Annotated in this window: 20 protein-coding genes; 8 read left to right on the top strand and 12 right to left on the bottom strand. The window is 68.7% G+C overall.

The window, feature by feature from the left end; translation table 11 throughout:
* The 7 genes from ACODR1_RS11060 to ACODR1_RS11090 all read left to right on the top strand — a co-directional run bounded on the left by ACODR1_RS11060 (position 1) and on the right by ACODR1_RS11090 (position 6164).
* Positions 1 to 1347, top strand: a complete 1347-nt coding sequence (locus tag ACODR1_RS11060; RefSeq protein ID WP_488880485.1) for a TadA family conjugal transfer-associated ATPase — start codon at positions 1 to 3, stop codon at positions 1345 to 1347.
* Positions 1348 to 1351: 4 nt separating this feature from the next.
* Entirely contained in the window at positions 1352 to 2347 is a 996-nt protein-coding gene (locus tag ACODR1_RS11065) for a type II secretion system F family protein (protein ID WP_488880486.1), read from the top strand.
* Positions 2348 to 2356: 9 nt separating this feature from the next.
* The gene (locus tag ACODR1_RS11070; protein WP_488880487.1) at positions 2357 to 3316 is read left to right on the top strand and encodes a type II secretion system F family protein; all 960 of its coding nucleotides are present in this window, start codon (positions 2357 to 2359) and stop codon (positions 3314 to 3316) included.
* 2 nt (positions 3317 to 3318) lie between these two features.
* A complete protein-coding gene (locus ACODR1_RS11075) occupies positions 3319 to 3834 on the top strand; it encodes a tetratricopeptide repeat protein (RefSeq protein ID WP_488880488.1) in 516 nt (171 codons plus the stop codon).
* A 22-nt stretch (positions 3835 to 3856) separates the two neighbouring features.
* Positions 3857 to 4363 (top strand): A24 family peptidase, encoded by a 507-nt coding sequence (locus tag ACODR1_RS11080; RefSeq protein WP_488880489.1) that lies wholly within the window; start codon positions 3857 to 3859, stop codon positions 4361 to 4363.
* A 291-nt stretch (positions 4364 to 4654) separates the two neighbouring features.
* Positions 4655 to 5281, top strand: a complete 627-nt coding sequence (locus ACODR1_RS11085) for a helix-turn-helix transcriptional regulator (RefSeq protein WP_101713267.1) — start codon at positions 4655 to 4657, stop codon at positions 5279 to 5281.
* Positions 5282 to 5759: 478 nt separating this feature from the next.
* The gene (locus ACODR1_RS11090; RefSeq protein ID WP_488880490.1) at positions 5760 to 6164 is read left to right on the top strand and encodes a hypothetical protein; all 405 of its coding nucleotides are present in this window, start codon (positions 5760 to 5762) and stop codon (positions 6162 to 6164) included.
* Between the two features lie 93 nt (positions 6165 to 6257).
* On the opposite strand, the gene ACODR1_RS11095 is transcribed toward ACODR1_RS11090, so the two are convergent.
* The 10 genes from ACODR1_RS11095 to ACODR1_RS11140 form a co-directional block, all read right to left on the bottom strand.
* The gene (locus tag ACODR1_RS11095; protein WP_488880491.1) at positions 6258 to 7253 is read right to left on the bottom strand and encodes a hypothetical protein; all 996 of its coding nucleotides are present in this window, start codon (positions 7251 to 7253) and stop codon (positions 6258 to 6260) included.
* A 1-nt stretch (position 7254) separates the two neighbouring features.
* Positions 7255 to 9810 (bottom strand): fimbria/pilus outer membrane usher protein, encoded by a 2556-nt coding sequence (locus ACODR1_RS11100; RefSeq protein WP_488880492.1) that lies wholly within the window; start codon positions 9808 to 9810, stop codon positions 7255 to 7257.
* On the bottom strand, positions 9776 to 10585 hold the full coding sequence (locus tag ACODR1_RS11105) for a fimbrial biogenesis chaperone (RefSeq protein ID WP_488880493.1): 810 nt from the start codon (positions 10583 to 10585) through the stop codon (positions 9776 to 9778). The genes ACODR1_RS11100 and ACODR1_RS11105 overlap by 35 nt, the downstream gene beginning before the upstream one ends.
* 42 nt (positions 10586 to 10627) lie before the next feature.
* The gene (locus tag ACODR1_RS11110) at positions 10628 to 11203 is read right to left on the bottom strand and encodes a hypothetical protein (RefSeq protein WP_488880494.1); all 576 of its coding nucleotides are present in this window, start codon (positions 11201 to 11203) and stop codon (positions 10628 to 10630) included.
* On the bottom strand, positions 11200 to 11814 hold the full coding sequence (locus ACODR1_RS11115) for a hypothetical protein (RefSeq protein ID WP_116489833.1): 615 nt from the start codon (positions 11812 to 11814) through the stop codon (positions 11200 to 11202). The genes ACODR1_RS11110 and ACODR1_RS11115 overlap by 4 nt, the downstream gene beginning before the upstream one ends.
* A 13-nt stretch (positions 11815 to 11827) precedes the next feature.
* Positions 11828 to 12394 (bottom strand): hypothetical protein, encoded by a 567-nt coding sequence (locus tag ACODR1_RS11120; RefSeq protein WP_488880495.1) that lies wholly within the window; start codon positions 12392 to 12394, stop codon positions 11828 to 11830.
* Between the two features lie 3 nt (positions 12395 to 12397).
* Positions 12398 to 12985 carry a hypothetical protein gene (locus ACODR1_RS11125; RefSeq protein ID WP_488880496.1) on the bottom strand — a complete coding sequence of 196 codons (588 nt, stop codon included), beginning with the start codon at positions 12983 to 12985 and terminating at the stop codon, positions 12398 to 12400.
* Positions 12986 to 13001: 16 nt separating this feature from the next.
* Positions 13002 to 13565: a hypothetical protein gene (locus ACODR1_RS11130; RefSeq protein ID WP_488880497.1), complete on the bottom strand. Its 564-nt coding sequence runs from the start codon at positions 13563 to 13565 to the stop codon at positions 13002 to 13004.
* Between the two features lie 25 nt (positions 13566 to 13590).
* The gene (locus ACODR1_RS11135) at positions 13591 to 14178 is read right to left on the bottom strand and encodes a hypothetical protein (protein WP_488880498.1); all 588 of its coding nucleotides are present in this window, start codon (positions 14176 to 14178) and stop codon (positions 13591 to 13593) included.
* A gap of 117 nt (positions 14179 to 14295) precedes the next feature.
* Positions 14296 to 14967 carry a hypothetical protein gene (locus ACODR1_RS11140; RefSeq protein ID WP_133149277.1) on the bottom strand — a complete coding sequence of 224 codons (672 nt, stop codon included), beginning with the start codon at positions 14965 to 14967 and terminating at the stop codon, positions 14296 to 14298.
* 337 nt (positions 14968 to 15304) lie between these two features.
* Between ACODR1_RS11140 and ACODR1_RS11145 the strand changes: the two genes are divergently transcribed.
* Positions 15305 to 15886 (top strand): helix-turn-helix transcriptional regulator, encoded by a 582-nt coding sequence (locus ACODR1_RS11145; RefSeq protein ID WP_488880499.1) that lies wholly within the window; start codon positions 15305 to 15307, stop codon positions 15884 to 15886.
* Between the two features lie 4 nt (positions 15887 to 15890).
* Here ACODR1_RS11145 and ACODR1_RS11150 read toward each other — a convergent pair whose 3' ends face one another.
* Both ACODR1_RS11150 and ACODR1_RS11155 read right to left on the bottom strand, forming a co-directional pair.
* Positions 15891 to 17732: an acetyl-CoA hydrolase/transferase C-terminal domain-containing protein gene (locus tag ACODR1_RS11150; RefSeq protein ID WP_488880500.1), complete on the bottom strand. Its 1842-nt coding sequence runs from the start codon at positions 17730 to 17732 to the stop codon at positions 15891 to 15893.
* A gap of 36 nt (positions 17733 to 17768) precedes the next feature.
* On the bottom strand, positions 17769 to 20093 hold the full coding sequence (locus ACODR1_RS11155; protein ID WP_488880501.1) for an acyl-CoA dehydrogenase: 2325 nt from the start codon (positions 20091 to 20093) through the stop codon (positions 17769 to 17771).
* Positions 20094 to 20118: the final 25 nt, after the last annotated feature.

Below are 20118 nucleotides of genomic sequence, written 5' to 3' on the forward strand. Positions count from 1 at the left end.
ATGCTCTGGAGCGAAGAGACCCGCCGGATCGAAAGCCAGGCCGCAGCCGCCGAGTTCAACCAGGCCGCGCCGATCGACGACGCCCTGGGCCTGAAAGTCCGGCTGCACCAGCGGCTGATCGACCTTCTGAACCTCAGCCTGCTGGACCGCACCCCGCGCGAAACGCTGCGCCAGGAAATTCGCGGCGCGGTCAGCGGCCTGCTGGCCGACGAGAAGCGCCTGCTGACCCCCGCCCAGACCGACCAGCTGGTCGACGAGATCCTGGACGAACTGCTGGGCCTTGGCCCGCTCGAGCCGCTGCTGAAGGACGACAGCGTCACCGACATCCTGATCAACACCCACGAGACGGTCTATGTGGAGCGGCAGGGTCGCCTGCATCGCACCAACGTGCGGTTCCAGGACACCCGCCACCTGGTGAGGATCATCAACAAGATCGTCGCCGCCGTCGGCCGCCGCATCGACGAGAGCCAGCCGATGGTCGACGCCCGCCTGGCCGACGGCAGCCGCGTCAACGCCATCATCCCGCCGCTGGCCGTGGACGGTCCTCTGGTCTCGATCCGCAAGTTCTCGCGCGTGCCGCTGGCCATGAGCCGGTTGGTCGAACTGGGCAGCATCACCCAGGAAATGGCGCTGGTGCTGGAAGCCATCGTGCAGGCCCGCCGCAACGTGCTGATCTCGGGCGGCACGGGCTCGGGCAAGACCACCCTGCTCAACGCCATGTCGGCCTATATCGACGAGCGCGAACGGATCATCACCATCGAGGACTCCGCCGAACTGCAGCTCCAGCAGCCGCACGTCGGCCGCCTGGAGACCCGTCCCGCCAACATCGAGGGCCAGGGCGAGGTGCAGCAGCGCGAACTGGTCCGCAACGCCCTGCGCATGCGGCCCGACCGCATCATCGTCGGCGAAGTCCGCTCGGGCGAGGCCTTCGACATGCTGCAGGCCATGAACACCGGCCACGACGGCTCGATGACCACCGTGCACGCCAACACCCCGCGCGACGCCCTCTCGCGGGTGGAGCAGATGGTCGGCATGGCGGGCCTGGACATCCCCGCCCGCTCGGTGCGCGGCCAGATCGCTTCGGCCATCCACGTCGTGGTGCAGGCCGAGCGCATGGAGGACGGCCACCGCCGCATCGTGTCGGTGTCGGAGATCACCGGCATGGAGGAGGACGTCATCTGCATGCAGGAGATCTTCCGCTTCCGGCGCGCGGGTCGCACGACCGACGGCCGGGTGGCGGGCAACTACGAAGCCACGGGGGTTCGCCCGCGGTTCATGGAGGTGCTGCACGCCCGCGGCGTCGAGCTGCCCTCCAACCTCTTCTCGCCTGGTCGGATCTCGGGGTGACGCCATGCAGGGACTGCTCTTTCCCATGGTCCTGGTGCTGGCCTTCGTGGCCGCGGTGCTGGCCGGCCAGACCATCTTCGGCCTGCTGTTGACGGCGCGCGAACAGACCCAGCGGGTCAATCGCCGCCTGACCTTGATGGCCGCCGGCATGAGCCAGGAGAAGGTCTACGAGTCGCTGGTGCGCGACCCACGCGGCACGTGGATCGACCGCACGCCCTACGGCGCGCTGCACGGCCGCGCCACGCTCTACCTGCGCCAGGCGGGACTGACCGTCGGCCCGCTGCAGGTGCTGGGCGTGGTGGCCGCGGTGGCGGCGGGCCTGTGGCTGCTGGCGCTGGTGTTCCTGCGCGGCCAGCCGGTCGAAACCCCGGTCTCGCAGGTGCTGGTCACCGCCGTGGGCGCCGCGGCGATCAGCAGCGCCGTGGCGGCGATGTGGATCGTCCAGCGCCACGCCGCACGCCTGGCCAAGCTCGAGGAACAGCTGCCCCTGGCCCTGGACGTGATGATCCGGGCCCTGCGCGCCGGCCACCCGGTGATCTCGGCCGTGGGCCTGGTCACCCAGGAGATGCCCGACCCGATCGGCACCGAGTTCGGCCTGGTGCTGGATGAGACGACCTATGGCGTCGAGTTCCGTGACGCCCTGTCGAACCTGGCCCGGCGCACCGGTTCGCCGGACGTGGCCTTCTTCGCCGTCAGCATCGCCATCCAGAGCGAGACCGGCGGCAACCTGGCCGAGATCCTGCACGGCCTGGCCAGCGTCATCCGCGGCCGCGCCTCGCTGGCCAAGCGCATCCGGGCCCTGTCGAGCGAGGGGCGGATGTCGGCGCTGATCCTCAGCCTGCTGCCGCTGTTCTGCGTGGGCGTGGTCAGCGTGTTCCGTCCCGAGTTCTACACCACCAAGTTCTCGGATCCGGCGTTCTGGCCCGTCGTGGGCGGCGTCGTGGTCCTCTACCTCATCGGCCAGCTGATGATCCGCCGGATCGTCACCTTCAAGTATTGAGGCCACGCCATGGACCTTTTCCTTTCCGTCGGGCTGCAGGTCGCCGTCTTCCTGGCGGTGGGCGCCATGGCCCTGCTGGTGTTCCGCCAGGTCGACGCCGGGGCGGCCCTGAAGCGCCGCATGCGCGAGCGAGCCGCGGGCGGCGCGGCGCTGGCCACGGGACCCGCCGGGGGCCTGCTCAAGGACTCCAAGCCCAAGACCCCTTTCATGAACTGGGTGCAGGCGCGGGCCCCGGGCGCCGAGACGCCCGAGAAGCGTACGGGCCTGGCCCGGACCCTGGCCGAGGCCGGCTTCGAGGGTCCGGCCGCCGTGCCCGGCTATTTCCTGGTGCGGGTGATCAGCGCCGTGGGGCTGCCGGCCATCCTGCTGCTGGCCCAGAAGCTGTCGGCCAAGCCCGTCGTCGGCCTGCCGCTGATCGCCGGGGCCCTGCTGCTGTGCGGCCTGGGCCTGGTCATCCCGGCGATCTTCGTCGACCTGAAGGCCACCGGCCGCCGCGAGCGCCTCGAGCACCAGTTCCCCGACGCCCTGGACCTGATGGTGGTCTGCGTCGAGGCGGGCCTCGGCGTGGATGCCGCCTTCATCCGCGTGAGCCAGGAGATCAAGCCCTCGCACCCGGAGATCTCGCGCGAGTTCAGCCAGGTCTCGCAGGAGCTGCGGGCGGGCCGCAGCCGCGCCGACGCCCTGCGGCGGATGGCCGATCGCGTCAATGTCGACGCTCTGCGCGCCTTCGCCGCCCTGATGATCCAGACCGACAGCCTGGGCGCCAGCATCACCCAGACCCTGCGCTCCTACTCCGGAGAGCTTCGCGAGAAGCGGTTCCTGAAGGGCGAGGAGAAGGCCATGCGCATTCCGGTGCTGCTGACCATCCCGCTGGTGGCCTGCATCCTGCCGGTGATCATCACCGCCCTGCTGCTGCCGGCCGGCCTCGACGTCGTCCACAACCTCATGCCCGCCATGAAGAGGCACTAGAGATGCGCTCGCTCCTCGTCGCTTCCGCCGTCTGCGCCCTGCTCGTCCCGCTGTCGGGCTGCGCCACGCTCAAGCAGCTGGCCAGCGCTCTGATGGGGCCCAAGCCGGCCCAGACCGAGATCCGCGCCCTGGCCGCCCTGCCCCCGCCCGATCCCGCCGCCGCGGTGGACCGCCTCTACGGCCGTGCGGCCGAGGCGATCAAGGCCCGCGACTACGCCCTGGCGCTGGAACTGCTGCAACTGGCCGCCACTCGCGCGCCGACCGACGTGCGGGTGCTGAACGCCCAAGGCGTGGTCTACGACAAGCTAGGCCGCTTCGATCTCAGCGAGCGCTATTACGCCCGGGCGTTGGAGGCCGATCCCCATTCGCGGATCGTGCTCAGCAACATGGCCTATTCGGCCCGCCTGCAAGGCCGCGAGGCTCCTGCCGGCGTGCTGCAGGCCCTGGCCGAGCCGCAAACGACCCTGGCCGGCGGACCGCCGGCCGAGGTCGTCCCCATGCCCGGCGGCGGCTCCTAAGGGCCGTCTGGAGACTCGTCCGATGGAAATCGACTTCGTTCGCCTGGCCGGCTCGGTCGCCTACGCCGTGCTGTTCATCGTAGCGGCCGGCTGGGACGCCTGGACCCGCAAGATCCCCAACTGGACCGTGGCCGCGCTGGCCGTGCTGTTCCTGTTCGCCCAGCTCCTGACCTGGTCGACGCCCAACTGGCTGTCGAGCTTCAGCGCCTTCGGCCTGGTCATGCTGGCCGGCGTGCCGATGTTCGCTCGGCGGCTGATCGGCGCGGGCGACGTCAAGCTGCTGGCCGTCGCGGCCCTGTTCGCCGGCATGGAGAACCTGCTGCTGCTGCTGGTGGCCACGGCGATCGCCGGCGGCGCCCTGGCCCTGGTAGCCCTGGCCGCCCGCCCCTACGCCGGCGCCTTCGGCGGCTGGATCCGCACGCGCGCCGGCGTTCCCTACGGCGTGGCCATTGCGGTCGGCGCGCTACATGTCGGCACGACCACGGGAATGCTGGCCATCAGCCAGCGCCTCACCCACTTACAACTTTGAAAGCAAGAAAAGGCGCTATCCTGTATTTGCGCGATTATCTCCTGACAGGAGAAAACTGCGTCAATAGTGCAAATTTGATAGCGTTGTCTTCGATTTTTAGTCATTTCGACTACCCAATGGAGGGTATGCGAGCCCGCTGGAAATAATATCCAATCAGTAAACCAGCCGTCGGCGAGCAGAATAAAGCAAGATGGTTTTCAATCGCGACAGCATTGCAATCGAGAGCCTCATCGCGAGACCGAGCCAGAACTTTGATCCTGCACCGACGGCGATCCATACGGGGCGTCGCACATGGGACTGATCAAGATGATCGAGGTGGTGGATTCGGAAGTCGAACGCGGCGTGTTCGAGTCGCACGTCGCCAACGCGATCCTCAACCTGGTGAACTTCGGCGTCATCGTCGCCGACAGCGAGGGCTGCGTCTACGCCGCCAACGACCTGGCCTGGAGCTATGTCGCCCACGGCGACGGGCTTTCGGAGAAAGGCGGCCTGCTGACCGCCGAGAACGGCTTCGAGTCCGAGGCCCTGCACAACCGCATCGCCGCGGCCGTGCGCCAGGGTCGCTCGGGCGCCATGCTGATCCACCGCTCGCGCAGCCAGAAGCCGCTGGTGGTCCTGATCGAGCCGTTCAGCACCGACGACAGCGGCTTCCGCTGCGCCCTGGTGACGGTCCGGGAAGTCGGCCGCGCCTCGCCGCACATCGCCGAGCGCGCGCGGATGATGTTCAACTTCTCGCCGGCCGAGGCCGAGATCGTCGCCCGCGTGGCCCAGGGCCGCGAGCCGGCCGAGATCGCCGCCGAGCGCAAGGTCAGCATCAACACCCTGCGCGTGCAGATGGCCTCCGCCATGGTCAAGGTTGGCGTTCACCGCCAGGCCGAACTGGTCTCGGTGATTTCTTCCGCCGACATCCTTGAATGAGATGTCGCAAGACAACTATTCTTGACATTAGTAAGTGTGAGCTATTGTGACGCGATCTGTATATGTTAATATTTACAGGTCGCGAGGGCAAATCCCCCCGTTTTGTCACCGCCGCGACGAATGACCGGCTCGCCGAGGCTGTCCGCAACGCCATCGACGATCCTCGGCGGCGCGCCCCGCCCGCCGAGCGCCGGGTCAGGACATCAGCACCCCCTCGTCCTGACCCGGCGCCGGTCGATCGCCTGCAACACATCCAGCACAACCGAACATTCCACGCCGCAGCCACGCTCGCGGCGCAACTCATTTCACCTATAGTAAAAATGCATTACGCAATCAAAATTATACATTAGATTTAGACAATATTTAAGTGCGACACCCTGTCATTCTTACTATGCAAATCGTTTACCATGCTTTAGGGCGCTCTGCTTAACCCTCCCTCGCGATGATCCTCCCATCATCCTCACTCCTGGGGTTTGCAATGCGCTTTCCGATGATCCTGGCCGCCGCCTTCACCGCTCTGGCCGCCACTACCGCTTCCGCCGCGCCGGCCAGCTACGAGCTTCGTCTTGAGGGGCACGTGCCGGTCATCTGCCGCGTCAGCCTTGACGCCACCACCGCCTCGAGCGCCGAGCCGACCGACCTCGGCCGGATGACCGAGTTCTGCAACAGCGCCTCGGGCTACGAAGTGCGCCTGACGCACGCTCAGGGCCTGAGCGACGCGGCCGTCTATGTCGACGGCCAGAAGATCCAACTGTCGTCGACCGGCGTCACCCTGATCAGCCGCTCGAGCACCGCGGCCTCGCAGAGCCACAGCCTGCGCCTGGATCCCGGAGCCGACGCCGGCCAGGTCGGCGACCTGTCGGTGAACATCACCGCGCTCTGACCCGGTTTTTGCTCCGCCCTTCCCCCCGGGCGGTCGGCAAAAAGAAAGCCCCGTCGGCTCGCGCCGGCGGGGCTTTTTCAGGCTGGGCCGAGGTTACATGCAGGCGACGGGGGTGGTGGCCGTCGGCACGGCCAGGGGCGTCACGGTCACCGTCAGGATGTCCTGGTAGTTCGGCGACGGAACCTTGCCCGCGCCGCCCTCCAGCAGAGTCGGCGTCACCGCCAGGTACTGGCCCGACAGGCCGGCCCGTGAACAGGTGACGGTGTTGAAGGTCGGCGAGGCCGTGGTCTTCGACTGGCCCAGGAAGTCCAGCTGGTAGGGAATCCGCTGATTGGCAGTGCCCAGGTTCCCGCCGGCATAGGTCATCCGGAACTGGTTGGCCGAGGTCAGGGCCACCGAGTACGGCCCCGAGCTGGCCACCCGCACGTTGCCGGTGCGCTGCTTGACCGAGTTCGGCGTCGACGGCAGCGAGGCCGTCGTCAGCGTGCCGATCTCGCCGAAGTCCAGCGCCGGCCCAACGAAACTGGCCTGCAGGGCGCTGAGCACGTTGATGCGGATGTCGAGCGAGTTGGCGATCACGCCGGACTCGTCAGCCGCGCCGCCCGTCCGCTTGCAGTAGTATTTCTGGTCGACATAGATGTCGGTCGCCCCCGCAGGCAGGTCGGCGCCGCTGGGCACGGTGATCGTCACCATGAACGTCTTCACGTCGGGTTGGCCGACCCCGCCGAAATTCAGTTCGACCTCGTTGGGATTGACGTTGTTGGGATCGAGCACGTGCCCCGGCGGATTTTCCAGGATCTGACCACCGGTCGAGGTCTGGACGACCGTCAGGGACGAAGGCGTGTCGGGCCGGCGCAAGTAGATGAAATCGACCTCCTGCGTTTTCTTGCCGCCCACAGCTGGCGGCCGGCGAGCCGTGACAGAGACCGTCTGCACCGTCGTGCCGCTGGGGTTGAACGGATCGAAATTGCCCGAGAGCACGACGGGATCGAAGGTCACGCACTGGGCCTGGGCCGCGCCCGAGACCAGCAGGGCCCCGCCGACGCCCGCGGCCAGTCCGATGAGCAGGGTATGCGATCGGCGTTTCATGTCAGCCTCCCGACGCGTTGGGCTTGAGGTCGCCGGTCTTGACGAAGCCCTCGGCGCTGGCCGGGACGTCGAGATAGTAGACCGTGGGGGGCGTCGTCCCCATTTCGAGCCGCCAGCGACCGGGCCGCAGGCCCGAGGCGCCGAACCGGCCAACGCGGTTGGTGAAGATGGTGATCGGCTCGCTCTTGGATCCGGGCGTCATCTCGACCGCACGACCCGAGACCAGCGCCAGCGGCTGACCATCGCTGTCGACCAGGCGGCCGATGGCGGTGATCGAGTAGTCCGAGCCGACCTCCAGGCGGTAGCCCGAGCGATACGGCGGGAACACCCGGAACGAGCCGGAACCGAGATCGTAGCCGGCCGGCGCGTTGGGCGCGTCGACGGTGATGGTCCGCTCGGCATAGGCGGCCAGATTGGTTTCCAGCGCCGTGCCCAGCTCGCCCGAGTTCGAGGTGTAGCCGAACGGGGTCGGGTTCACGACGACGTCGGCGCCCTTCAGGCTCTTGTGGCCCTTGATGATGGCGAAGCTGTCGTAGACCGGCCGGCCGACCGACACCGCGCCGTCGGCGAAGCCGATCGAGGTGCCGACCCGCAGCGAGGTGCGCCCGTTGTCGCCCCCCTCGAAGGCCTGGAAGTGCGACAGGCCCAGTTCCGCCCGGTTGGCGATGTAGTTGACGCTGCCGTTGAAGGCGGAGTCGTCGGGCGAGCGCGAGACCTCGGCGAAGGCGTTGTAGGAGCCCACGCCCTGGCCGTGGATCGTCTGGTAAGCGATCCTCGCGCGGTCCTCGCGGCCGTCGTACTCGGCCCGCAGGCTCGAATTGTTCGAGAACTGCCAGGACAGCGAGATCAGGGCCGAGGTTTCGCGGCGCCCGGGCACGTCGTCGTACATGAGGTTGGCCGTGACCGCGAGGTTCGAGGTCAGGCGATAGCCCATGCCCAGGCGATAGGCGCTGGCGTCGGGGAACTCGTCGCGGCCGCTGGAGTAGCGGCCGTCGAAGCTGGCGTAGATCGCGTCGCTGAAGGCGTGCGAATAGCCGACCCCGATCTCGTAGTTGTAGCGGTTGTCGGGGAAGAAGGTCCCGACCGGCCCGAACTCGCGGCTACGGGTCTCGAACGACAGGTTCAGGGCGTCGGCGCGGCCGCCGGCGAACTGGAACAGTCGCTGGAAGCTGACGATCGCCGCATAGCCGGAACCGTAGGCGTCGATGTGCGACAGCGCGAAGTCGACGCCCAGCGTGCCGACCTTGGTGCCGAACAGGCCCTCGGCGCCCATCATGACGGTGGTGTCGTCGGCCTGGCCGTTGACGCCCAGGGTCACCCGGTCGGTGATGCCGCGACGGTAGAAGCCGCTGACCGTCCACTCCTCGGTGTAGTCGGGGCCGTCGAGCAGCAACGGGGCCTTCACGCCGGCGAACAGGCCGAACTCCGACAGCCCGGGATCCAGTTGCGAGCGATCGAAGAAGACGTTGAACTGCAACGTCTCGCGACGGCCGGTGTCGTCCTCGATGACCAGGCGGACGTCGTTGGCGCCCTGGGCGAACGGGAAGTCGCGCACGTTGTAGCGGCCGGGATCCAGGCGGATGCGCCGGGTCAGCTGGTTGTTGAGGATCACGCTGACGTCGGAGCTCCGCGCCAGGGTGAAGCTCTCGCGACCACGCGGCCGGGCGATCGTCTGCGGCTGCAGCACGCTGTAGGAGCGGAAGATCGAGATCCCCGCCATGTCGGGCGCGGCCTGGAAGCCGCGGCCGACGGCCTGCAGGTCGCCGGCGGTCCAGCGCAGCACGTTCTTGACGTCGTCATAGACGAAACGCGTGCCCAGTCGCTGGAAGTCCTCATTTCCGCCCGGCTGCCAGACGGCCTCGTTCTCGAACACCACGCCGTTCAGGCGCACGGCGCTGTCGAGCAGGAAGGTCGGGTCGCCGAAGCCTTCGTCGAAGCCCTGCTCGACGTAGTCGACCGAGCCGCGGATGTTCAGATAGCCGCTGAAGCCGGCCGGGGCGACGTAGGAGCCAAGGCCCATGCGGTCCATCGGCGTGACCTGCAGGCTGCGCACCACCTTCAGCTCGGGCGGAATGTTCATCCGCAGTTCGAGCGCCCGGGGGTCGTAGGTCATGGTCATGCCGGCCGAGGCGACCACCTCGGGCGAGACCACGCTGCGACCGGCCAAGGCCGTGCGCAGCGCGCCGACCGCGGGGGCGTCGAGCAGCGGCGCCACCAGGCTGAGCAGGCGGTCGGACGGCATCGACAGCTGGCCGTCGGCCGAGATCGCCAGCGGCATGTCGCCGACATAGAACTCGCCGTCCTTCAGCGGCACCGTCAGGGTCACGTCGCGACCCGTGGGGTTCAGCTGGCGGCGGGCGTCGGCCGCGGTGGCCGCGCCGGCCGAGGGCGCGCTGGTCGGCTCCTGGGTGGAGGCCAGCATGGCGTAAGGGATGGGCTCGGCCATGGCGGCCAAGGGGGCGGCGAAGGGGACCGCGCCGGCCAGGCATCCCGCCATCAGCCAGCGGCGGTAGGCGCGCGACCTAGCGCCCGTCGTCGGACGAGAATTGGGCCTCAAGGGAGCCTCCTGCTGCCGCCGTCAAGGGCAGTTCGATGGGAACGGCGATGCGCCGCGTCTGGCCGGGGGCGATCAGGCCGAAGCCGATCGTCTGTTGGATCTCCGGACCGGGAATGGTCCGTGAGAAGACCGCCTTGCCCGCGGCGTCCTTCTCGATGATCTTCAGCTTTCCGCGGGACAGGTATCCGTGCGTGTTGGACGTGTTGGCGACGTAGACGACCGGGACGGGCTTGCCGTCGGCGTCCGCGCCGATCTCGCTCTTCGACAGGGCCAGGGCCGGCTTGCCGCCCGAGGGCGCGACACTGGCCAGGACCTGGAAGTTGTAGAGGATCTGGATGGCCGACTGGCCCTCCGGCAGCTTCACCGGCATCTGGGCGACGGTGACGTAGTAGTGCTTGCTCTGCGCCAGGGCCGGGTCGCCCACCCACTGGATCCGGAACGACTGGGTCTCGCCCGGCTGGATCACCGCCTGGGGCGGAAAGATCAGCAGGTCGTTGGTCGGGGTGTCGCTGGGATGAGCGCCCTTCTCGTCGAAGGACAGCTCCTCGGCGCGCAGCTCGACCGGCAGCGGGTTGGCGAAGGTGTTCTGCACCGTGACGATCTGGGACATGCCCCGACCGGTCGGTTTCAGATCGATGACGACAGGCTGGACGGTCATGGCCAGGGCGCTTCCGCCCAGGCCAGGCGCCCCCTGCGCCGCCAGCCCCGCGAGGGCCAGGAGACCAGCGCATGCCGCCCCCAGCAAGCGCCCTCGGAAGGTTTTCGAACGAGTCATTCGGTGTCCGCTCCTCATGGATTCAGTTCGTTCTGTTCGGCTTCAGTTCTGGGCCTCGAGCTCGACGACGAGGGTTCCGGCGTAGTCGCCGGCGACCATCGGCGTCCCGCCGCCGGTGACGGCGAGGACGAGGTTCATCTGCCCGGCCGCGCCATTGGCGGTGACCAGGTTGATCGGGGTGGTCGTCGCGCTCGTGCCCGACGCGCTGGCTCCGGCCCAGTCGGCCGTCAGCTGGAAGTCGAGACGATCACGGAAGCCCGGGGCGGTCGCCGCGCCGCCGACGCGGCTCATGCCCGCGCCGTCAGTGCGCACCACCAGGCGGTGGGCCGAGTTGCAGACCACCGGAAAGGCCAGGCTGATCGAGGCGTCGCGCGGCTGGGCGGTCTGGGGATCGACGAACTGGGTGAAGCGCACCACGCCGGCCTGGCCGCCCTGGGCGGAGAAGCTGGTGTTGGCGCCGGCGGCCGCCGAGGGCGGCGACAGCACGCAGGCGCTGGGCGCCTGGCCGATCAGCTGCAGTTCGCTCGAGGCCTCGTCTCCCGTCGGGAGCGTCTGGGCGCTGGCGGCAACAGCGACGCCCAGCGTCGCGGCGGCGGCAAGGAGAAGGACGGTCTTCATTGGGGTTCCACCGTCAGTCGCAGGGTGTCGCGGTAGACGCCGGACACCAGCGGAGCATTGGTCTGCAGGTTCGTGGCGCCGGGCTGGATATCCAGCCGCAGGGTCACGTCGCCGACGACGGGCTGGTCGACCAGCTGGGCGCTGTCGCGGATGCGACGGGCGCTGGCGTCGGCCTCGAAGCGGTTGTTGACCGGGCCCCAGGCCAGGGTCGCGGTGTAGGGCACCGCGTCGCTGAAGCCGGTCGGGGCCGGGGTCAGGCCCAGCTCCGAGCGCCACAGGCCGTTGTTCTGGCTCTCGAGCACGATCTGGTGGGCGTAGTTGCACACCGCCGCGAAGTTCACCTGGGCCGAGGCGGCGCGGGTCGACAGGGTGACGGGATCCGTCAGCTGGTCGACCTGCAGCGTGCCGCCGGTCAGGCTGAGGAAGTTGACCACCTGGCCCGCGCCGATGGTCGGCGAGGCGATGGTGCAGACCTTGGGCACCTGGCCGCGCACGACGAAGTCGCGGGTGTTGTCGTCTTCCTGCGCCCGGGCCATCTGGCCCAGCAGCAGCAGGGTGACGGCCGAGGCCCCGGCGAGGACGGCGGCCTTGAAACGGTTGGTCCTGGTCATTGCGCCCTCCCCCTCAGCTCGCCGCCGCCAGGGTGACGACGATCGCCCCCTGGTAGGTGTCGTCGGCGACCGGCCGCAGGCTGGGTCCGCCGGACGTGGCGAAGTTCGACAGGCTGATGGTGATCTGGCCCGAGCCGCCGCTGTCGCGGGTCTGGGACGCGCCGGCGTTGGCGGCCGCGCCCGTCGCGTAGCTGGCGTCCACCGGGGTCCAGCCCGAGGCCGTGGCCGTGTAGTCGACCGCGCGCGAGAAGCCCGAGGGCGGCGCGGTCAGGAAGGCCTGGGCCGTCATCTGGGTGGCGGCGATGGTCAGCTGGCTGGGCGCGCCGCATTGCGTGCCGGTCAGCACCTTCGGCGGCGCGGCCAGGTTCGGCAGCAGGAGGCCCGTTGTGGTGTCGATCATCACCCCGACGTCGAACAGGTTGTCGCCGTCGCTGAGGTCGCCGATCGTGCAGATGTTGTTGGGCACCGTGGCGGTGATCTGGATCGGCCCGACACTGTCTGAGGGCCCGTAGGTCTGGGCCGACGCCGCGCCGGCCGCCGCCAGGGGCGCCAGGGCCATGAGAAGAAGAGCGCGCCGCATGGTTCAGCTCCCCGAGGCGGCCAGGCCCGCGTCGGGCCCGAGCGTGATGGTGACGAGCGCCAGGTACGATCCCGGCTGCAGCTGGCTGTCGCTGGCGGTGGCGAAGTCCGAGACCACCAGGGTCAGGTCGGTCTCCTTCGGCGCGCTGCTGGTCGAGGGCGAGCCGACGCCCGAGGTGCTTCCGGTGCTGGTGCGGACCGTGGCCGACGTCGCGCCCCAGGCGCTGATCGTGCAGGTGTAGTCCACCGAGCCGACGAAGCCGGCCTGGGTCGTGGTCCCGGTCACCGCCAGGGGCGAGGCCGAGATCGCGAGGGCCGCGCCGGCGTAGTTGCAGAAGGTGCCGGGCAGCTGGATTGACTGGTTGGCGATGGTCGCCAGCCGGCCCACCCGGGCGCCGGAGCTCTCCGAGATCTGGCCCAGCGCCAGGGCGCCGGGGCTGGGCGCGCCCAGCACGCAGACCTGGGCGACCTGGGCGTCGAGCCCGACGGTTCCCTGGACGGGATCCTGGGCCCAGGCGCCGGTCGCCCCGACCAGCGGGGCGAGAAGAGCGGTCGCCGCGAGTCCGACAAGGCAGGTTCGGTGCAGGATCATGACGACCTTTCTCCCCTCAAGTGGCCGGAGCCAGCGTCACGGCGACCGAGCCCGAATAGGACCCGGAGACCAGTCGCCCGCCAGCGGGCGTGGCCGCGTCGGCGAAGCTGACGACGATGTCGCTGGCGAAGATGCCCGTGGTGCTGGCCGCACCGCCGCCGGAGGCCAGCGTGCTGTCCGACGCCGACACCGAACCGCCCGAAGGCGAGGCCGTGGCGGTGGCGGTGTAGTCGATGCGGCGCTCGAAACCGGTCGGGGCCGTGCTGGTGAAGCTGGTGTTGAAGATCGGCTGGGCCTCGACGGCCATGGTCGCCGAAACCCCGTTGCACCAGCCGTTCAGCGTGGCCGTCCGGCTGGTCAGCTTGACGCCGTCGAGCCGGCCGATGGCCGAGACGTCGCCGGTCTGCAGCGACAGCTCGCCCAGATCCAGGACCACGTTGTCGGTCACGAACAGGCAGCGATTGGACACCGTGCCGTTGACCTGGACCGTGCCGGTCACGCTCTGGGCCTGGGCCTGGCCCGAGGCGGCGGCGAGCGCGAGGCTCGCCGCAGCGACGGTCAGGAGAAAGGTGCTACGCATGGCGCTTCCTCCCTTTCACGTCCGATCACGAGGGCTCGATGGTGATCGAGATCGTGCTTTGGTAGTTGCCGGCCATCAGCAGCGCGCCCGCGGCGGTGTTGAGGGCGTAGGCCTTGACCGTCAGGTTGCCGGCGCTGTTGGCCAGGCTGCTCGACAGGCTCTGCACGGTGGCGGCCGGCAGGGCGGCGGCGGTCACGTAGCTGACCGTCTGGGTCGTGCTGTTGGACAGGGCGGCGTCGAGCGCGGCCGTATAGTCGATGTTGCCGGTGTAGCCGGTCGGCGCGGTCGCGCTGGGGGTCAGCGACAGACGGGTCGAGCTCAGCGTCACCTTCGGGGCGGCGGTGTTGCAGTTCACGCGGAACTGGGTGGAGCCGCCGGGGCTGGCGTTGGTCGAGCCCGACAGGGTGGTCGACAGGGTGCCGTCCGCCTGCGACAGCTCGCCCAGCGGGATCGAACCCGAGAAGGTGCCGCCGCTGCCGCCGGTGATGACGACGCACTTGGCCGCGACGCTGCCGGTGACGTTGACCGTACCGGTGACCGTCTGGGCCATGGCGGCCGGGGCGATCGCCAGGCCCAGCAGGGCGGCGGCGCCGAGAAGGATCGTCTTCTTCATCTCTTCACTCCCAAAGTCTTGCGTCGGCGGGGCCGACTTCTGCTTGTTCCGGGGCTTGCACCCCCTCCCCCTTCAAAGGACGCCGGATCCGCCGGGGGAGCGGGCCCGGAAGGCGGGTCACGGCGAGACGCTGAGCGTCACCGTGAGCGAGTCCGAATAGGTGTTGGCGGCCGCCAGGATCTGGGCGCCGGCATAGGCGGCGCGATGAACCCGCAGGTACGAGCCGGAGACGTCGTAGGAAGAGCCGTTCAGGCGCAGGCCCTGGCTGGCGCTCGACGGCCCCTTGAAGCCGCAGGTCGCGCCCGAGGTGCTCTTCAGGTCGCCGGTGTCGCAGGTGGCGTTGGCCGTCCCGACCCCGGCGTCGCCGACCAGATTCAAGTCGACGAGATAGGGCGCCAGGTTGGTATAGCCGGTCGCCGGGGTGACGCTGGAGGCCAGCAGGCCGCCGTTGCTCGAGACCACCGCGGCGCGAAACGGCACCGTGCACTGTAAAGTAAAGGGGAAGTCCGCCGTGAAGGCGTTGTTGACCTCGCCGACATTGGTCGAGCCGCTGGGCGCCATGCCCGGCGCGAAGCCGCAACGACCGCCCACGGAAGCCGTAACCGGAATGGACAGGACGATGTTCGGGGGCGAACCGCCGGCATAGGCCGTAACCTGCGCCCGGCTTTCCGTCACGCTGGCGGCGAGGATCATTCCCGCCAGCAAGCTCCCGCCAAGTATCCAGTCCCTATAGGACGGCTTGCGCTGGGTGCGCACGGCGCGAGGAAGCGTCAGTTGCTTGCCAGCCATGTCCCAGACCCCGTTTCTCTTAACAAGTTCTTAATGAACGATTGCAGAGAACCGGGGGCCTGAAATCCCCCACCTTGGGTAGCTAATACAGTTTCACCCGTCAGGAGAATTTGAATAAAATACGGACAGCTAAATCGACCTTAGTAATACAAATGTATATAGCCACAGCCCAGTGATAAGCATTCTCAAAAATCATGCGACAAACCGACGCTACGCAACATCTAGTAATCCCAGGTTGTGGATAAGTTATCCCTAGTTGGCTTTAACTGCATAACAAAGTCGGCCCAGCCAAAGCAGTTGGGTCCACCGCCGGCCAAGGCTGGCGAGGGAGGGAAAGATGGACGGCTCGCACGCCGCAGTGGCAGTCTTCGACACGAGCGCGGTGCGCTTTTGTCTCGACGAAGACCAGATCGCTCGCATCGTCATTGATCAAACGGCCACCGTGCTCTGGCGCTCACGCGCCGCGGCCGTTCTGCTGTCGGGCCAGAGCCCGCTGGTCGATCGGGGCGGCAAGATCGGCGGCGTCGACCGCCGCACGCATCATTTCCTGATGGAACGGATGGCCGAGGCCCTGGCCGGCCACGAGGTCTGCCATTTCATAGAGAGCGACGACGGCGACCGCCGCTTCCTGTTGCGGATGCGCGCGGTGCAGGACGGCGACCAGATGGCGCTGGTGATCGTGCTCAAGGACTTCGACGCTCCGGCCCACCTGCCTCGCCTGGGCGCCCTGTTCGGCCTGAGCATCATGGAGGCCAGGATCCTGGCCGAGATCATCGCCGGCCACAGCGCCGATCGGATCGCGGAACTGAAGGGCGTCTCGGTCCTGACCGTGCGCACCCACATCAAGCACATTCACGGCAAGATGGGCGTGCGCTCGAAGGAAGAGATCCTGGCGACCGTGATCAAGATCTTCGCGTGAAGACCTAACCGGCCGCCGCGCCGCGCACGGCCCAGGCGAGCAGCCGCTCGTTCAGCGTCCTGGGCCGATCAAGGCCCAGGCGGCGCAGTTCCTCCTGCGGTGACGGCGCGCTCAGGCCCTTGAAGACATAGGCCAGCAGCGCGCGGGGATCCTCCTGGGCGGCCTTCAGGCGACCAAGCACCGGCAGCAGCCCCTCCTCCACCTCGTCGAAGTCCGAACCGAAAGGCAGCAAGGGCGCCAGCCCGGCCGCCTTGGCGGGCTTCAGCGCCTCGGCGATGCGCTCGGGCGTATTACGGCGGAAAGCCTCCGGAATGGCGTAGCCCGCCTCCAACTTGCCGGCGCTCTTGGCCGCGTCGAGCAGCGCCGGCTGGAAGCGGGAGTCCGAGACATTCAGCATGCGGACGACGGTGTCGCGATCGGTGCGTCCCCGCAGATCGGCGACGCCGTACTCAGTGACCACCACGTCCTTGAGGTGGCGCGGGATGGTGCCGTGGGCGTAGGACCACAGGATGTTCGACGCCGCCTTGCGGCCGCTGCCGCGCACCGCCGGCAGGGTGATGATCGAACGCGCCCCCTCAAGCGCAAAGGCCTGCGCCACGAAGTTGTATTGCCCGCCCACCCCGCTGACGACCCGGCCGTCGTCGAGGCCGTCGGAGATCACCGAGCCCAGCAGCGTCGCCATCATGGCGGTGTTGACGAAACGGGCGTCGACGCGGGCCGCGCGGCGGGCCGCCTCGTCGCCATAGATCTCGTTGATGCCCGAGATGGCCTGCATCTGGAACCTGGCCCGCTCGTCCTGCGGTATCTCGCGCAGGGCCCGGTAGAAGGCGCGCGGCCCCAGGAAGAAGCCGCCATGCAGCACCGCACCATCGACCTCGCGCTTGAGCACCCCGGCCCGCCGCAGGTCGAGCAGGCAGTCGACGAACATCTCGGTGGCCGCGTAGAGGCCCGTCTCGAACGGCCCGCAGTCGACGGGGGCGGTCTGGTTGGCGGACAGACGCCGAACCGTGTCGACAAAGACGTCCGGTCGCCGGTGCCGGACGATCAGCCCCTGGGCGACCGCGTCGCTGATCGCGCCGATGCCCATCTGGATCGTGCCGCCGTCACGCACCAGCGAGGCGGCGTGGAAGCCGATCGCATAGGAAGCGTCGGGGATCGGCTCCTTGGGCGGGGCGAACAGGGGAAACTGCACGTCCGGCCCGTCGAGCAGATGACTGAACATCTCGGCCGGCAGGTCGCCATCGCCCGGCATGAACGGCAGTTCGTCATTGACCTGGCCGACCAGCAGGAAGTCGGCGTCGCCCGCCTTGCGCGCCGTGAGCAGGTCCAGCGTGATGTCGGTGTTGCACGACAGGCTGAAGCGGTCGCCCCTCCCCGCCACCAGCTGGGCGACGACATTGACGCCCCGGTCGCGCAGATAGCCGGCCGCATGGGTGTAGTTGGCCGAGATATAGCTGCGCTGGGCGCTGGGAACGTTCAGGCGCGTGCCGGCCTGGAAGAAGAACTCGTCGACCTCGATGTTGGGCGGCAGGGCGTCGCGCCGCTGCAGCTCGGCATAGGCCAGCAGCGGATAGCCGCCGAGCGTGCGCTCGATAATCGGCCCCAGGAAGCGCTTTTCAAGGTCGGACCTGGGGCGCGGCGGCTCCAGGGTCAGCGCCGTGAAGATGTGTAGGTGAACCGACGGATCCCTCAGCGCTCGCGCGACCAGGGCGTTGACCACGTGGTTGGCCTTGCCCAGCCCCAGCGGCAGGCCAAGAACGATGCGGCGGCCGACGCGATCGATGATCGCATCGGCCAGCGCGTCCGGATCGGTGAAGCGCGGCGTCATCGCGTCAGCTTGGATCATCCCGCCTTCGGGTTGAAGCGCTCAAGCTCGCCACCATCACATCCGGACTTCGAAACTGCGCGCCTCGCCCTGGCCGGGCCGTTCGGGGACCTCGCCGTCGGCCTGGGCCCTGGCCCGTTTGTCGCTGACCGCATCGGCGCGCGCCTGGCCCCGCGTGGCCAGGCCATCATGGGCGAAGTCGTCGACGGCGATCACCTCGGCCACGGCCTTGTCGGCGGCCTGCAGTTCGGCGATCTCGGCGGCGGAAACCAGGCCCTGCTCGGCTGCAAGCTTCCAGTCGCGGATCTTCTGGGCCTTCAGGCGATCGTGGATCGGCTGGGTCGCCACCACGCGCTCGAAGGCGTCGATCAACTGGCCGACGGCCTGGTCCTTGCCGCCGACATAGACGTTCTCCACGAGGCGATCGCGGGCGTCGGACGGATGCAGCAGCAGTTCGGCGCAGGCCTGGGTCGTGCGATCCGACGGGCCGCGCCGGTGGACGCCGAACGGCAGGATGGCCGCACGCAGCAGCCAGGCGGCCGGGCGGTTGGGCAGGTTGGCGAACACCTCGTCGAAGCGCTGCTCGATCGTGGCGAAGGCGGTGTCGGCGCACCATTGCAGCAGCGGGAAGTCGGCATCCTGCCGCCCCTCGTCCTCCCAGCGCTTCAGCGCGCCCGACAGGAAGTAGAGTTCGGAGAGAATGTCGCCCAGGCGCGCCGACAGCATCTCCTTGCGCTTGAGGTCGCCGCCGAGCGTGAGCAGGGCGATGTCCGAGGCCAGGGCGAAGCCGGCGCTGTAGCGGCCGGCCTGGCGGTAGAAGCGCCTGGCGCGGCCGGCGGCCGGCGCCGGCGACAGGGCGCCGTTCGTCCAGCTGCGGGCGAAGGTGCGGATGCCGTTGCGCAGGGCGTGGGCCACATGGCTCCAGAACGCCTCGTCGAAGTCCGCCAGACCCTTCTCGGTATCGGCCTCGCCCAGGGCCAGGATTTCCCGAAGCATGTAGGAGTGCGCGCGGATCGCCCCCTGGCCGAAGACCATCAGGCTGCGGGTCAGGATGTTGGCGCCCTCGACGGTGATGCCGACCGGGATCGCCCGGTACTGCGCGCCCATGTAGTTGCGCGGCCCCTCGATGATCGCCTTGCCGCCGTGGACGTCCATGGCGTCGTTGACCACCACCCGCATCCGTTCGGTCGCGCCGGACTTCAGCAAGGCCGAGATCACCGATGGGTGCTTGCCCATGTCCAGGCCCGCGCAGGTCAGGCGGCGGGCGCCGTCGACGAGATAGGCGTTGCCGGCGATGCGGGCCAGGCGCTCCTGCACGCCCTCGAACTTGCCGATCGGGACGCCGAACTGCTGGCGAACCCGCGCATAGCTGCCCGTCGTCAGGGCGCTGAAGGCGGCGGCCGCGCCCGACAGCGCCGGCAGCGAGATCCCGCGCCCGGCCGCGAGCGCCGTCATCAGCATCTTCCACCCCTGCCCCACCCGTTCGGCGCCGCCGATGACGAGGTCCATGGGGATGAAGACGTCCTTGCCCCAGTTGGGACCGTTCTGGAACGTCTGGAAGGCCGGCAGGTGGCGGCGGCCGATCTCGACGCCTGGCGTGGTCGCGGGCACCAGGGCGCAGGTGATGCCGATGTCCTCCCCCTCGCCCAGAAGGCGGTCGGGGTCGCGCAGCTTGAAGGCCAGGCCCAGCACCGTGCAGACGGGCCCCAGCGTGATGTAGCGCTTGTGCCAGTTGAGGCGGATGCCCAGGACTTCACGTCCCTCCCAGGTTCCGCGGCAGACGACGCCCTCGTCGACCATGGCCGAGGCGTCGGAGCCCGCCTCGGGGCTGGTCAGGCCGAAGGCCGGAATCTCGCGCCCGTCGGCCAGGCGCGGCAGCCAGTGGTCCTGCTGGGCCTTGGTCCCGAACCGCATGATCAGTTCGCCTGGGCCGAGCGAGTTGGGGACCATCGTCGTCACCGCCGCCGAGACCGAGCGGCTGGCGATGCGGCGCACCACTTCGGCGTGGCCGTAGGCCGAGAAGCCCAGGCCGCCGTACTGTTTGGGAATGATCATCCCGAAGAACTTGTTTTCCTTCAGGAAGGTCCAGACTTCCGGCGGCAGGTCGCGGGTCTCCCAGGTCATGGTCCATTCGTCGACCATGGCGCAGAGCTTTTCGACGGGGCCGTCCATGAAGGCCTGCTCGTCGGGACGCAGCTGGGGCTTGGGGAACGACAGCAGTTCGTTCCAGTCCGGATCGCCGGTGAACAGCGCCGCGTCCCACCAGACGTCGCCGGCGTCGATGGCGTCGCGCTCGGTCTGGGACAGGGCCGGCAGCACGCCCTGGGCCCATTGGAAGATCGGTCGGGTCAGAAGATCCCGGCGCAGGGAGGAGATGGTCATGACGAGACGCCCGCCTTGTTACTGG

This window comes from Caulobacter sp. FG7 (assembly GCF_057808875.1).

Bases quoted from the DNA above. Each gene is read 5' to 3' on its own strand.
- ACODR1_RS11075 (WP_488880488.1), top strand. From the start codon at position 3,319: ATGCGCTCGCTCCTCGTCGCTTCCGCCGTCTGCGCCCTGCTCGTCCCG.
- ACODR1_RS11120 (WP_488880495.1), bottom strand. From the start codon at position 12,394: ATGCGGCGCGCTCTTCTTCTCATGGCCCTGGCGCCCCTGGCGGCGGCC.
- ACODR1_RS11145 (WP_488880499.1), top strand. From the start codon at position 15,305: ATGGACGGCTCGCACGCCGCAGTGGCAGTCTTCGACACGAGCGCGGTG.
- ACODR1_RS11130 (WP_488880497.1), bottom strand. From the start codon at position 13,565: ATGCGTAGCACCTTTCTCCTGACCGTCGCTGCGGCGAGCCTCGCGCTC.
- ACODR1_RS11135 (WP_488880498.1), bottom strand. From the start codon at position 14,178: ATGAAGAAGACGATCCTTCTCGGCGCCGCCGCCCTGCTGGGCCTGGCG.
- ACODR1_RS11065 (WP_488880486.1), top strand. From the start codon at position 1,352: ATGCAGGGACTGCTCTTTCCCATGGTCCTGGTGCTGGCCTTCGTGGCC.
- ACODR1_RS11060 (WP_488880485.1), top strand. From the start codon at position 1: ATGCTCTGGAGCGAAGAGACCCGCCGGATCGAAAGCCAGGCCGCAGCC.
- ACODR1_RS11090 (WP_488880490.1), top strand. From the start codon at position 5,760: ATGCGCTTTCCGATGATCCTGGCCGCCGCCTTCACCGCTCTGGCCGCC.
- ACODR1_RS11155 (WP_488880501.1), bottom strand. From the start codon at position 20,093: ATGACCATCTCCTCCCTGCGCCGGGATCTTCTGACCCGACCGATCTTC.
- ACODR1_RS11080 (WP_488880489.1), top strand. From the start codon at position 3,857: ATGGAAATCGACTTCGTTCGCCTGGCCGGCTCGGTCGCCTACGCCGTG.
- ACODR1_RS11110 (WP_488880494.1), bottom strand. From the start codon at position 11,203: ATGAAGACCGTCCTTCTCCTTGCCGCCGCCGCGACGCTGGGCGTCGCT.
- ACODR1_RS11150 (WP_488880500.1), bottom strand. From the start codon at position 17,732: ATGATCCAAGCTGACGCGATGACGCCGCGCTTCACCGATCCGGACGCG.
- ACODR1_RS11105 (WP_488880493.1), bottom strand. From the start codon at position 10,585: ATGACTCGTTCGAAAACCTTCCGAGGGCGCTTGCTGGGGGCGGCATGC.
- ACODR1_RS11095 (WP_488880491.1), bottom strand. From the start codon at position 7,253: ATGAAACGCCGATCGCATACCCTGCTCATCGGACTGGCCGCGGGCGTC.
- ACODR1_RS11140 (WP_133149277.1), bottom strand. From the start codon at position 14,967: ATGGCTGGCAAGCAACTGACGCTTCCTCGCGCCGTGCGCACCCAGCGC.
- ACODR1_RS11115 (WP_116489833.1), bottom strand. From the start codon at position 11,814: ATGACCAGGACCAACCGTTTCAAGGCCGCCGTCCTCGCCGGGGCCTCG.
- ACODR1_RS11070 (WP_488880487.1), top strand. From the start codon at position 2,357: ATGGACCTTTTCCTTTCCGTCGGGCTGCAGGTCGCCGTCTTCCTGGCG.
- ACODR1_RS11085 (WP_101713267.1), top strand. From the start codon at position 4,655: ATGGGACTGATCAAGATGATCGAGGTGGTGGATTCGGAAGTCGAACGC.
- ACODR1_RS11125 (WP_488880496.1), bottom strand. From the start codon at position 12,985: ATGATCCTGCACCGAACCTGCCTTGTCGGACTCGCGGCGACCGCTCTT.